This is a genomic window from Olivibacter sp. XZL3, assembly GCF_004368405.1.
Lineage (GTDB): Bacteria > Bacteroidota > Bacteroidia > Sphingobacteriales > Sphingobacteriaceae > Olivibacter.
This window is the reverse complement of the sequence record NZ_SBJH01000025.1, coordinates 1-12,904: the sequence shown is the minus strand read 5'-3', so window position 1 is coordinate 12,904 and position 12,904 is coordinate 1. Positions and strand designations below refer to the sequence as shown.

Below are 12,904 nucleotides of genomic sequence, written 5' to 3'. Positions count from 1 at the left end.
CTCAACTAAATTTCAAATTTATTTCCAAATGTACGGAATATAGATTTCCGTGGCTTCCATATTCCAAGCGATATTTGTCTTTGTAATGTAGCTCAAGCCTCCGTAAAACATTCGTCATCCCAACGCCTCCTATGTGCGCTGCATCGCTGACTTTATCGGTGTTCGATGGCGTTTCTATCCGGTTTTGCACGTCGAGCATGATAAAATCATTGTTCAGCTGGATATTGACAGATACAAAATTGTTATTCGGACTTCGGTCCGGACCATGTTTAAAAGCATTTTCCACAAAGGGTATAAGCATTAAGGGACTTATTTTGTACGGTTCTTTCACCTCCACAATGTTTGCTTCGATACGCACGCCTTCCCCATACCTGATACGCATAAGCGCCATAAAATCTTCGATAAATTCGAGCTCCTTCTGAAGAGGGATAAAATGGCTTTGCGATTCGTACAGCGTATATCGCATCAGGGTTGAGAGCCTCAAGACCATATCACGCCCGTTGTCGTAGTCGATATCCAGTAACTGATAGATATTGTGAAGTGTATTAAACAAGAAATGAGGATTGATCTGTGATTTAAGAAAATTGAGCTCAAGCTCCAAATTGTCTCTTTCTAATCGGGTTTTGGTAAGCACCTGTTCTAACATAATTTTTACAAATTTTGGTCCGACAGGTAGCGAAATGAGGAAAATAAAATCGAGCGCAAATATGTACACGTTTTTAATGATGCCGAAGGGTCCATCCATCAATACGAGCTCGAGGTATTTGCCAAAGCGCGGACCATAGTTTTTAAAAACAGTCTGAAATATCACGCATGCTGCATAGGTGCTTAACGCCCATAAAACGTATAGCACGGCAATCCACAACAGCACATACAGAAGGCCTCGCGGGTTTGCAAACACGTTTACTACCTTTTGGGAAGATAAAGAGTAAAAGGCACTCATAACAACCAGCAACTCTTTCGCCACAAAAATCCATACATGCTCAGCATTGCCGACTAGCCGATAATAATTAAAATAGTAGATCGCTGTAATTAAACACCAAAAACAGCAATGATAAGTAAAGCGTAATCCTGGCCTCGGGCTAGCTGTTTCATTTGGCAGTAGAATTCGTAGCATCTCGTGGAATCTCATCTGTGATCGATCGGTAAGTGCCGTAAAAATAGCTTTTATTTTCGGTAACGAATCACTTTTGAAGAACCGACAAGTTCGAGCGCGATGGATAGGGCTTTTAGTTTTTTGCTTCAAACAAACCCTATCGATATTTTACTTTAATGCAACAAACTTTAGTGGTCTGCAACAAGCAGCCGCATTTATACAAAATCGCTTTTGAAATGGGAGGTAAAGGGCGTTCTTAATTTCCGAAGGTTCGAAATAGGTGTGTCCAACTCACACACTTTTTTTTCTCAAAAACATCCATAACATATAAAGCAGGAATGAAACGATGCCTAACATCAAATCTATAAGCAAGTTGGTCGGCATCACGCCGATGGTTGTACCTCTTCCCTGCGAAGAAACAAGACCTTGCACCTCTAGATAAGAGAAGGGCTGACCGAATTGCAAACCGCCCTGTTGTAACCAAGTGGAAAAGTCGGGCCCCAAAAGTAAAATAACAATTAGTCCCATCAAGATAAACGATATTCGATTTCTCATGTTTGCCTGTTTTTATTTAGAAAATTATCACTTCCGCGAATTCTTTTCGCTACGCAGCACTACGAAACAGCATTTTTTTAGACCTTAGATTTTCCTGTAGTAGCATATGGCTTCTGTTGATAATATGTTTTTTCTTTATGCTACTATAAAAATAGTAAGTTCGGCGACGGCTTTAAAAAAATTTACACAGAAACCGCTCTACCTTACACGAAACGTGATTTTTTTGATAAGCGCCAATAAGAAGTTAATTTTTACATATAGCAACTTCGCTGTCGATTGCGCTCGTCGGAAGCCCTTAAAAATTTTGTGTATGGCTAAAAAACAATATCTTTATTGACCTTAATGACTATTGAATACCATATTTATGAAAAAGAAACTTTTTTTAGGCCTAGCCTGTAGTTTGTTGTTGGCTATAGCCGAGCCTTTCTGTGCGCAGGCACAGGTCGCACCGATTCATAGCAATGCGGTGCAAGGTGGCGAGCTCATTGGACGCTGGGATATCACTGTCGACGAAAACGGCAAACCGGCACCGTCGTGGTTGGAAGTTGAACTGTCGGGTTTTAAAACATTGGTGGGACGCTTCGTCGGGACCGGAGGGAGTGCGCGGCCAGTTGCGAAGATTAATTTTGAGAACGGCAAATTCAGTTTTTCCATTCCTCCGCAATGGGAACGGGAGGAGCGTGACCTCGTTTTGGAAGGGACCATATCGGGCGATCGTATAAAAGGTTCGATTACAACCAGTGCCGGCATAAAACAATCATTTACCGGTGTTAAGGCCCCATATCTCGTAAGGACAAGTGCGCCTAAGTGGGACAAACCGATCGAATTATTTAACGGAAAAGATTTAACCGGCTGGAAGGCCTTGGGAAATGAGAACCAGTGGCTGGTAAAAGACGGCGTCTTAACAAGTCCACATTCCGGTGCCAACCTAGTATCCGAAAAAGAGTTTAACGATTTTAAGTTGCACGTAGAGTTTCGGTATAGCGAAGGCAGCAACAGCGGTGTGTACCTGAGAGGACGATACGAAGTGCAGATTATCGATAATCCTAAAACGGACCATCCTAATAGCCACCTATTTGGCGGTGTGTATGGTTTTTTAGTCCCAAGTGAAATGGCGGTAAAAGGCCCGGGCGAATGGCAGATCTATGACATTACGTTGGTGGGAAGAATGGTTACCATTGTGGCTAATGGGAAAACGATTATTTCCAACCAAGAGATCCCGGGCATCACCGGAGGCGCACTCAATAGCAATGAGGGTGAGCCGGGGCCGATCTACATCCAGGGAGACCACGGCCCTGTTGAATTTAGAAAAATTGTTATTACGCCTGCCAAATAGTTTCTCTCCATAAAAAACAAAATAGCCAGCGTTTTGCTTTGCTGGCTATTTGTTCCTTCTGATGTTCGCGCACCGGTTCCATTCTAATGTACTACTGTTTTGCAATCGGCACGGTTACCTCCGTCTAAGCCTGTTTGTATTTTCTTAAAAAGGAAGCTTTAGAATCATGATAAGACGTTACGCCACCAACCAAGTGAAGAAACTTAATATAATACCAAGCTAAATCTACCTGGTGTTTTAAAAAACCAGAGCGTGCGCTGCTTGGATATAAGTGATGATTGTTATGCCATTCTCCGGCCACAAAGCCCGGCCAGAGTTGATTGATCGAGAGATCTTTTTCATTTAAGTCGTAACCCTTCTTACGCTTGTCTTTTCCTTTTCCGTGTCCTTCATAGTTAAAGGTGCGTACGCCAACGGCCCAAAATGCTGCCGCTCCAAAGAGCGCACAGGCTAGTGCATGACCACCGACTATAAAGAACAGCGCGTACCACACCAGCCAATTTACTAAACATGCGAAGATGGCATTACGCGGATGTACGATAGAACCCCATTTTTGATATTTTTCGTAACAATTCGCTTTTACGCCTGTGTGGGCCATCAACCGTATCGTTTGTTTATACTCTTCGGCACTAAGATTTTTCGCGATGGGCTGGTGGTTGACATCAGCCAGGAAGCAATACAGAAAACCTCCGCTGGCGTTATAGGGATCGCCGGGCTTATCAGATTTGGCATGATGCACGTGATGGGAAATCGCGTAAATTTCTTCTGGAATCATGCTAATGGTAAGATTCTGTGTAAGTACCCGCCAAAACCGATTCTTAAACCGATAGGCTTTATGGGTACAATACCGATGGTGCCAAATCGTTCCATGCGTTCCCATAATGATCATACTGTATACGAAGGCAGCAATCAATAAAGGAATACTGAAATATTGAAATAAGAAAAGGAATAAGAGCGGAATAAGTAATACGACTCGAGTCCAGCTGAACAAGGGTAACCAGTTTTTTTTGGACTGAAATATATTCATTCGTTTTAAAAATTCACGGAGCATTTGCTTCACGGTAGGCTTATTGAAGGCTCCGTTTTGATCTGACCAACCGTACGATGGCGGATCTAACACTTTATCTAGTAATATCATATAATTGGGGTAAGGTACATCAATTAATCGGCAAAACGCCCGTTGAGCTTAAAGCTTAACATAACTTAACATTTAGCGAGTTAATTTATGGGGTCACCTTGGTAAAACGAATGATTTTAAACCACTTAAGCAGCACGATGATCGGATAAACCGGATCTATTTCATGCCAGCGCGTTCCAAAATTTACCGACGAAGGATTCTTATGATGATTATTGTGGTAGGATTCTCCTAGCATGAGTACATCAATCACAAACAGATTCTTAGAGGTGTTTCGCAGTCGAAAATTTATATAGCCATATTTATGAGCGAACCAATTAATAATTGCCCCGTGAAATGCACCCATTGTGACCACGATCGGTAAAAGTAAAAACCACCAGTACGAGTTAGCAAATAAGACAAAGAAAGAAACATAAGCGGCTACCCATAAAAGCCGTGATAGGCCCGAACCGGCCCAACGGTCGAATGCTTTCCATTCGGGCAAATTTTTGAGAAAACGAGGTTCAACAGCCTTTGTATTTTTAACGACAGCTGCATAGAAGCCGCGTGTACGCCACATCATAGTGAAAATGTTAGTAGAGAATTGGGGAGAATGCGGGTCTTGCTCCGTATCCGTATAGGCATGGTGCATACGGTGCATGACAGCATAGGCTCGCGGGCTCATATAAGAAGATCCCTGTGTGAGATACGAAAAAACAAAGAAGAAACGTTCCCAGAATTTACTCATCGTGAAAGATCCGTGTGCTGCATACCGATGTTGAAAGAAAGTTTGTGAGAATAAGGACAAATACCATAGTCCAGTAAAAAAAAGAAGAATAACCATAAAATTAATTTGTGTAACAACCTCAAATAAAGAATGCAGAAAAATTTTTGAAGCCCACTTTAATTGTAGAAAAAGGAAAGTGGCAACCTGAAGAATGCTTACTGTATCTCTAAAACGTAAAGGTAGCTTTTTCGGTTGACAATAACAAGTAAAAGTAAGCACCATACAGATCATAGTGGACAAATAAAGCGGATTTAATTAATTGGTTTTCAATTAATTTATTACCTTTACTACATATCTCCAACGAATTAAGGGTCACTTGGTAGATATGGAACTACTAGGTAGGCCCGAGGCTATAGATTATGCCCCTCTTAAGAAGCAGAGCGTCTTTAAGGATAAATAGTTTTGAATCCGCGCGAATGATGACACTGCTTCATTGTATGTACACAAAGACGGAAGAAAGTAATTACACAATAAGGATACTATTATGTAGGTGTTCTCATACGCAGACGCGTATTTCTATTGGGAGGCACTTTACATAAAAGTCCTTTATGCAAACACCAAAAACGACTAATGAGACAATTAAAAATTTCGGATTCGATTACTAACCGTAATAACCGTTCCCTGAGTCTGTATTTAAGCGAAGTAAGCAAATTTGAATTGATAAACGCCGATGAGGAGGTCGCCCTTGCAGAAAAAATCAGGGAAGGAGATCGAGGCGCTTTAGAGCGGCTGACCAAGGCGAATTTAAGGTTCGTTATTTCGGTGGCAAAACAATATCAACACCAAGGCATGGTGCTCGAAGATTTAATTAATGAGGGAAATGCCGGTTTGGTGAAGGCAGCTAAACGCTTTGATGAAACCAAAGGCTTTAAATTTATTTCTTATGCCGTATGGTGGATTCGCCAGAGCATTATATCCGCGATCTCCGTCCAGTCTAGAGCGGTGCGGCTCCCTGGAAATCAGATCAGCAATTTAATCAAATTGCGTAGATTGCAAGCAGAGATGGAGCAGCGTTTAGAGCGAGAGCCAAGCGTGGAAGAATTAGCTGTGGAATTAGGCACGTCGGTCGATAAAGTAATCACTTCCGTCGTCAATGCTGAGCGGCAAGTGTCAATCGACGCTCCATCGGTCTTTTCCGAGGAAGAGCGTCTGTCGGACAGTCTAGCAAGCAACGATCCCGCTACGGATCAGCAATTAATCCAAGATTCCCTTTTTATTCGGATCGATCAAGTACTAAAACGCCTTTCAGGCAGAGAACGACAAATCCTTACTATGTTCTATGGATTAAACAACCACGAGCCGCAGACGCTAGATGAGATCGCTTATCGCCTAAAGCTCACTCCGGAGCGGATCAGGCAATTGAAAGCGAAAACACTTTTACAAATTAAAAATTCTTCATCAGGGCGCGACTTGTTGCTACATCTTTAGTTAAGTACCTCTTTACGGCTTCGATAAAATTTCGTATATTTGTACAAAACCTCAATACTCTGTCTCCGGTCTCCTTTTTCATGGGTCTCCTTTTTCATTGTAAACAGGGTCTATTTCATTTCATAATCATTAAACAACAATACATGGGTAGAAGTCAAGAAACATTCAGAAAAAAAGAAAATATTAAAAAACGTGAGCAAAAGAAGAAAGAAAAGGAGCTAAGAAAGGAGAACAGAAATAGCCAATCCGACAAAGGGAAATCATTGGAAGATATGCTGGCGTATGTGGATGAAAATGGAAACTTGACAACCGAAAAGCCCGTAGAACTTAAAAAGCAGAAATTCAACGTAGAAGAAATTCAAATCAGTACACCTAAAATGGTGGAGGAAGACGATATACAGCAAGGAAAGGTAAAATACTACAATGAGCAACGCGGATGGGGTTTTCTTAATAATGCCCACGGAGAGCGCGTGTTTTTTCTTATTGCCGAAGCGCCCGAATCAATCAAAGTAGATGATGCCGTTACTTTTAAGACGCGGAAAGGTCCCCGGGGATTACAAGCTTATGAAATTCAATTGGTGTAACAGCGATGGTTGGCGTTCTAACGTCGATTTGTTTTAAGCTTATACAAACAAAATCATTTTTTTAGGGTTAATACCCGACAGTTATATTGCATTAATACTATGCTCAGCCTTGCCGTCGTGACGATCGCAAGGTTTTTTTATGCCTGACGCCGCGGAATCAGCAAAAAACCACGATTGCATTTTGTTAAAATATGTTAATTGTTTGAAAAAGTGCCTTCGCAAGGCGATATTTGTACCATCATAATTTAGGTTTATAATTGGTTAGTAAAAGCCTTCAATCTCCCCGGTTGAAGGCTTTTCTTTTTTCTGCTTTTATCGCTTAGGTTCAGCCGATCACTTTATAGCAATCGCACCTTTTTCACTCATATTTTCCGGCAGTGCTCCTACTGCCATATTTCGCTACACATTCTTTACCGCTTTTACAATGCGTATAAGAGCTGGAGACGTCAAGCTTATAATGATGGCAGCGATAATGTAATTAAGATAAGGTTTCAGGACGGGTACTTTGCCAACTAGGTAGCCGCAAAATGAAAACCCGACCACGTAAAGCACTGATCCGAGTGAAGCAAAAGCCAAAAAACGATAAAACTGCAGTTTGGTAACCCCTGCGACGATCGGTACAAAAGTACGAACGACCGGAAAAAAGAGGGCCACGGAAATGGCTATTGCACCATGTTTTTGAAAAAAGCGTTGGGCAGCCGACACATACTCCTGTTTAAAGAATCGGGAATCTCTCCGTTTCTGTAAGTAAGGCGCCATGCTTTTACCAACTACATATCCCGTTATGTTTCCTGCTATAGCTGCGATTGTCAGCAACACACAAAGTGTTACCAGATCGTAGTGATATCGCCCTGCGGCAATCAGTACACCGGCGGTGAACATGAACCCACCGCTGGGCAAAAAAAAGAGAAATACTAAACCGATTTGTCCATAAACCGAAAAAATCAAGAACAATAGACCTCCCTGGTTCAGTAAGGTTTCGCTATCCAACATACCGCAAACTTACATAATTCGAATTTAACCCAGAATACGCATTAGCTCATGAACTGCAATGAAATGCTCCTTTACATCCATTTCAATAGCTCATTCGCCATACCCCGGTATGTCTCATTCCCTATTTCATGCCTGTTTTTTCTGAGCGTGTTCGTTTTCAGAGGCCAGAAAGAACCTTCTGTACGAAACTCGTAATTCGTTTGCATACCTGCATGAAGGTTTTGGATCATTTCCTTTCGTTTTAATTCCTAACGCGTAATCTGGGTTTAAAATACCCGGTATCGCCTCCGAAACGCTTATAAAACAAAGACAGCCCACCGAAATTATCCGGTGAGCTGCCCACTTTTTAATGACGCTAATGCTATAACGGGTTCTGCACCACTAAACCATTGGTATTATTGATTTCGTCCTGTGGAATTAAGAACTGCCACCTTTTATCTCCTGCCGGAACCTCCATCAGATTATTGGCATTGGTAGCACTGTGGTTACCTCCTTCCCTATCCAAAGGCGAATTCGTTCTTTTCAAATCATAGAAGCGGAAGCCTTCACCCCACAATTCGACACGACGCTGCACCATAATTTCGTCTATCAAGGCCTCGCCGGTATTGTTGCTGCGCTTATAAGAAGGGTCGCGATTTACGGCAAAGCTGTATAAAACATCTACTGCTGCTGCCTCGTTGCCACTTCTCGCCAAAGCTTCGGCCTCGATCAGGTACATTTCCGCTGCGCGCATATAAGGCACATCGCCTATACTCAAGCTTTCGTCAGCCACTACGAACTTACGACTCATATAACGATACCTTGACCCATTTTCCGGCACACGAAACTCTTCTGTATTTTCTCCAGTTGGATCCCACCATTTTTTACGGATGTCTGTATCGGAAATCCTATTGTATAACACAGAGAATACCGATTTAGGACTCGTACGGATTACTGTAGAATTATAGTTGGACGACATATAAGCAAAAAAGGAATAAAAATAATTCGTTTGATCAGACTGAATACGGGATGCCCACATCCATTCCTGATTATCGTAATTATTGAAACCTTCCAACATAGCCGCGTTAGTCATTAGATTAAAACCAGCGCGCGCTTCGCGGGCATTGGAGGCAGCCAATTCCCAATTCCCTTGGGTCAGCGCTACCCTCGCCTTGATCCCTTTAGCCACATGGCTATCGAGATGCGATTTATTTGCCCTTGTGTAGCCTTCTAATAAAGGAATTGCCGCATCGAGATCCGCATTGATCTGAGTATATACTTCCTCAACGGTATTTCTCGGTTTCATTTCCTGACTAGGTTCTAACACCAAAGGAACACCTAAACCATCGTTCGCTGCGCCGGCAACATAACGCTCCCCGAAAAGCTGAACCATCTGGTAATACGACCAAGCTCGGTAAACCAAGGCCTGCCCTCTCAATATAGCTTTATCTTCTTCCGGACCTTCCGCCTGATCTACATTTGCTAAAATCATGTTAGCGTTTCCAATGATCACGTAATAGAACTGGTAGTTGTAATAAAGCATCCGCTCCGTCGGGTTACGGTGTCCGATCCATTGGTATTCATTGCGTAACCAAGAGCTAGATGTGTTATTGAATACCATATCGTCTCCGATGATATCCATATAAAGCATATTTCCACTTTGTCCACCTTGCGCCTGTACTCCGAAAATTTGGGAGTACATGATACGGTGAATACCATTCAATGCTGCCCATACATTCGTAGTGGTACTGAAAGCCTCGTCTGCAGACACCTGGTTCGTCGGCCTCGTCTCCAAATAATCCTTGCTGCAACCGCTCATCGCCATTAGCAAAGCAAGCATTACGATACTGTTACTAAAAAACTTCTTCATTTTATTATCTTATTTGCGCAAAAGCGCGTTCATTTATCCTATTTGCTCGTTTCCGTATCCAGGTTAAAAAGTTAAATTTACACCTACTGAAACTACCCGGTTTAAGTTATACGTATTGTCAACCGTTCCATTAAACGCGCCTACCGTATTCATCCCTTTCCTTTTTGTCCACAGGGCTAAATTTTCCGCACTGCAATACACGTTTGCGTTTTGCGCTTTCAAAGGCGTCAACCATTTTTTTGGCAGCGAGTAACTTAACGACACCGTATTCAATTGGAAATAGGAAGCGTCTGTTAAAAAGCGATCGCTTGCACCGGAGTAATTGGTTACTTGACCGTTATCCAGTCTAGGCACATCGGTAATATCGCCTGGATTTTGCCAGCGTTTCAAGGCATCCACATGCATCGCTGTCCCGTAAGTACCGCCATGCATCAAAGAGCGATAAGCGTTATCGTATACTTTGCCTCCCACTTGGTAGGTAAACTGTACGAATAGGGAAAAATCTTTATAGCTTAGATTATGGCTCATCGCACCGAAGAAATCCGGAATGGCCGAGTCTCCGGTATAGGTATAATTCGCCTCACCGATCTGGTTGGTAACGATATCGTCTCCGATCACACGTGTATTTGCCGTTTCCTGATTGGTATAATAAAGAGCTTGTCCATTCTCTGGATCTACGCCATAAAAACGTCTCATATAAAAATCATAAACCGAATGGCCTACGCTATAGGCTTTGGTGCCATCCTGGATCAAAGGCTGATCGTCCGGCATCTTCGTAATTTGATTTTTAAGCGTCGTCCAATTCAGGGTGGCCGAATATTTGAAATCGCTCGTGTTCACAATTTGTCCGCGTAATTCCAATTCGACACCGCGGTTATACAGGTTTCCTATGTTACGATTGATCTTGAAAAATCCATTGTCGCTGCCGGAATAGTTACCGCCATTAGCCATTTGTTGTGGCACTGCGAATATCAAGCCACTGGTTTCGCGATTAAAAAACTCGAAGCTACCGCCTAATCTTCCTTTAAACAAGCTAAAATCAAGTCCTAAGTCGAAATTCTTAGCTGTTTCCCATGTTAAGTCTTCATTAGCTAAGGTATTTTGTGTGAAACCCGCCTCACTTTGGTTATTGCGCCCTAGAAGGTATAGTGCTTGATAAGGGTAATAGCCGAAAGCATCGTCGCCCCGATCGTTACCCACCGTACCGTAGGATGCGCGGAACTTCAATTGATCTACCCACGACACGTCGAAGAAGTTCTCACGATCGATATTCCAGGCACCACTTAATGACCAGAAGTTTGCCCAACGAACACCCGGTGCAAATTTCGAGTTTCCGTCTCTACGTAAGCTTCCACTTAAAATGTATTTCCCGTCATAATCATAATTCACGCGAGAAAGGTAACTTTCTATCGTTGCATTATGTTCATAAGAGGTTAAACCCAAAACAGTAGCAAAGTTAGCTAATTCAGTAATTCCCTCTGCAATAACGCCACTTCTACTTCCGTTGAAGTTGTTGTATTTGTAGCTATAGTTCTCATGGCCCGCCAAGACGTTTAGGTTATGCTTGCCAAAGCTTTTGGTATATTCCAATAACTGGTTAAAGGTATAGCTGGTTGTACGATAGAAATATTGATAGCCACGGCCCGAAGGTGCACCATCACCGATTACAGGGTTATCATACAGACGGTTATGGTCATCCAACAAGTCGAAGCTGATATTCGTCGTTGCTTTTAATCCCGGTAAAATGAAAACCGTTCCATAAGCACGGGCGTTTATCTGACCTCTTGTTCTTTTTTGCGAATCCATTAAGTTCTCATAAACCGCATGTCTTCCTGCAGCGAAAGGACGTCTATCACCAAAATCGTACTGAGGTTGGCCGTTGGCATCTCTAACCAAGGCGCCGTTTTCATCGTGTAGATGCACCGGATAAATAGGCCCGATAAACCGCGAAATATAGAAGGGATTGATAAAACTGGTTCCTCCGTCTTCCGCGTTATCATACTGTGCATTCGAATAGTTACCGCTTATATTTAAACCGGTCTTAAAGAAATCCAACGGTTGCGTATTCACGCTTAATCGCCCAGTATAGCGTTTTAGGTTTGATTTGATCAAATAGCGCTGTTCATCGGTATAACCAAAAGATCCATAGTAATCTGAACTGGCCGAACCGCCACTATAGTTCAAATTATAGTTCTGGCGTTGTTTTCCGCCCTGTGTGGTTTGCTCATCCCAATTCAGATCATCCGGATATAGCAACCTGGCATTTGGGTTTAAATTTCCGTTCGCATCGACAACCTCATTATCAGGAACATTGAAAGGATTATAACCTAATTGACGGGCGATGCCTGTATAATCGCGATTGTTGTACTGGGTGGTTTGTCCGGCAGCAATACTCCCCGCGATGTCCAAAGGAATAGCAGAATTACCATAAGCCAAGGAGTTACGGTAGGTTTCCCACATTAGGGGATAATATTGTTCGGCTGAAACCCGATCGTATTCAGGTAGCCCTCTACTGATCCAGCCTTTACTAGCCTTTACACTGAGGTTTTTGCTGTCGAGCTTTCCTTTCTTAGTGGTAATCAGGACAACGCCATTGGCACCACGCGAACCATACATAGCTGTTGTGGCCGCATCTTTCAGCACTGAAATTGATTCGATATCTTCAGGGTTGATTCCAGACATATCACCATCGAATACGGCACCGTCTAGCACGATCAACGCTCCATTTTCCGCAGCAAGCGATCCAAATCCCCGGATACGGATCTCCGGACTTGCGCCGGGTGCACCGCCACTTGCCGTTGCTTGCACGCCAGGGGCTGACCCGGCGATGGAGTTAAGCGCGTTTGTTATGGGGCGCTTTTCGATTGACTCGGCACTGATTTTTCCGGACGACCCAGTGGCTAATGCTTTATTTACGCTACCATAAGCAACAACGACCACTTCATCCAGGGCGTTTTCTTCGGAGCTCAACTGTATTGCTACGGAACTTTGACCAGAAATGGCAACTTCCTTGGTACCATATCCCAAATAACTTGCGACAATAACACCACTTTTCGGAACGCCGGCCAAGCTAAAATTTCCGTTTTCATATACTCTAATTAATTACAAGTTTTTGGGCTACTTTTTTTCGGAGCCGGTTAAATTTCTTTCTCTTGGATCAAG

11 protein-coding genes are annotated in these 12,904 nt (G+C 42.8%); 3 read left to right on the top strand and 8 right to left on the bottom strand.

The features are described 5' to 3' along the window. Position 1 precedes the first annotated feature (1 nt). Both EPX21_RS06490 and EPX21_RS06485 read right to left on the bottom strand, forming a co-directional pair. Positions 2–1,117, bottom strand: a complete 1,116-nt coding sequence (locus EPX21_RS06490) for a sensor histidine kinase (RefSeq protein WP_166670696.1) — start codon at positions 1,115–1,117, stop codon at positions 2–4. A 270-nt stretch (positions 1,118–1,387) separates the two neighbouring features. Further along, a complete protein-coding gene (locus EPX21_RS06485; RefSeq protein WP_134088855.1) occupies positions 1,388–1,651 on the bottom strand; it encodes a hypothetical protein in 264 nt (87 codons plus the stop codon). Between the two features lie 364 nt (positions 1,652–2,015). Between EPX21_RS06485 and EPX21_RS06480 the strand changes: the two genes are divergently transcribed. Further along, the gene (locus tag EPX21_RS06480) at positions 2,016–2,987 is read left to right on the top strand and encodes a DUF1080 domain-containing protein (protein ID WP_134088854.1); all 972 of its coding nucleotides are present in this window, start codon (positions 2,016–2,018) and stop codon (positions 2,985–2,987) included. Between the two features lie 124 nt (positions 2,988–3,111). Here EPX21_RS06480 and EPX21_RS06475 read toward each other — a convergent pair whose 3' ends face one another. Together EPX21_RS06475 and EPX21_RS06470 are read right to left on the bottom strand one after the other, a co-directional pair. Then, on the bottom strand, positions 3,112–4,125 hold the full coding sequence (locus EPX21_RS06475; RefSeq protein WP_134088853.1) for a fatty acid desaturase: 1,014 nt from the start codon (positions 4,123–4,125) through the stop codon (positions 3,112–3,114). 85 nt (positions 4,126–4,210) lie between these two features. Continuing rightward, positions 4,211–4,945, bottom strand: coding sequence for an acyl-CoA desaturase (locus EPX21_RS06470; protein ID WP_134088852.1), 735 nt, complete (start codon positions 4,943–4,945; stop codon positions 4,211–4,213). Between the two features lie 513 nt (positions 4,946–5,458). Here EPX21_RS06470 and EPX21_RS06465 point away from each other — a divergent pair. Together EPX21_RS06465 and EPX21_RS06460 are read left to right on the top strand one after the other, a co-directional pair. Next, a complete protein-coding gene (locus tag EPX21_RS06465; RefSeq protein WP_134088851.1) occupies positions 5,459–6,316 on the top strand; it encodes an RNA polymerase sigma factor RpoD/SigA in 858 nt (285 codons plus the stop codon). A gap of 143 nt (positions 6,317–6,459) precedes the next feature. After that, entirely contained in the window at positions 6,460–6,900 is a 441-nt protein-coding gene (locus EPX21_RS06460) for a cold-shock protein (protein ID WP_166670695.1), read from the top strand. Between the two features lie 399 nt (positions 6,901–7,299). Here the strand turns inward: EPX21_RS06460 and EPX21_RS06455 are convergent, their stop codons facing one another. The 4 genes from EPX21_RS06455 to EPX21_RS06445 all read right to left on the bottom strand — a co-directional run bounded on the left by EPX21_RS06455 (position 7,300) and on the right by EPX21_RS06445 (position 12,841). After that, positions 7,300–7,893, bottom strand: coding sequence for a DedA family protein (locus EPX21_RS06455; RefSeq protein WP_134088849.1), 594 nt, complete (start codon positions 7,891–7,893; stop codon positions 7,300–7,302). Between the two features lie 71 nt (positions 7,894–7,964). Beyond that, positions 7,965–8,123, bottom strand: a complete 159-nt coding sequence (locus EPX21_RS22615) for a hypothetical protein (protein WP_166670694.1) — start codon at positions 8,121–8,123, stop codon at positions 7,965–7,967. 131 nt (positions 8,124–8,254) lie between these two features. Then, positions 8,255–9,742 carry a RagB/SusD family nutrient uptake outer membrane protein gene (locus tag EPX21_RS06450; protein ID WP_134088848.1) on the bottom strand — a complete coding sequence of 496 codons (1,488 nt, stop codon included), beginning with the start codon at positions 9,740–9,742 and terminating at the stop codon, positions 8,255–8,257. 63 nt (positions 9,743–9,805) lie between these two features. After that, complete coding sequence (locus EPX21_RS06445; RefSeq protein WP_134088847.1) at positions 9,806–12,841, bottom strand: SusC/RagA family TonB-linked outer membrane protein; 3,036 nt, start codon at positions 12,839–12,841, stop codon at positions 9,806–9,808. Positions 12,842–12,904 lie beyond the last annotated feature (63 nt).

Coding starts and splice junctions, on each gene's coding strand:
- EPX21_RS06490 (WP_166670696.1), bottom strand. CDS start 1,117: ATGCTACGAATTCTACTGCCAAATGAAACAGCTAGCCCGAGGCCAGGA.
- EPX21_RS06480 (WP_134088854.1), top strand. CDS start 2,016: ATGAAAAAGAAACTTTTTTTAGGCCTAGCCTGTAGTTTGTTGTTGGCT.
- EPX21_RS06470 (WP_134088852.1), bottom strand. CDS start 4,945: ATGGTTATTCTTCTTTTTTTTACTGGACTATGGTATTTGTCCTTATTC.
- EPX21_RS06465 (WP_134088851.1), top strand. CDS start 5,459: ATGAGACAATTAAAAATTTCGGATTCGATTACTAACCGTAATAACCGT.
- EPX21_RS06485 (WP_134088855.1), bottom strand. CDS start 1,651: ATGAGAAATCGAATATCGTTTATCTTGATGGGACTAATTGTTATTTTA.
- EPX21_RS06475 (WP_134088853.1), bottom strand. CDS start 4,125: ATGATATTACTAGATAAAGTGTTAGATCCGCCATCGTACGGTTGGTCA.
- EPX21_RS22615 (WP_166670694.1), bottom strand. CDS start 8,123: ATGATCCAAAACCTTCATGCAGGTATGCAAACGAATTACGAGTTTCGT.
- EPX21_RS06455 (WP_134088849.1), bottom strand. CDS start 7,893: ATGTTGGATAGCGAAACCTTACTGAACCAGGGAGGTCTATTGTTCTTG.
- EPX21_RS06460 (WP_166670695.1), top strand. CDS start 6,460: ATGGGTAGAAGTCAAGAAACATTCAGAAAAAAAGAAAATATTAAAAAA.
- EPX21_RS06450 (WP_134088848.1), bottom strand. CDS start 9,742: ATGAAGAAGTTTTTTAGTAACAGTATCGTAATGCTTGCTTTGCTAATG.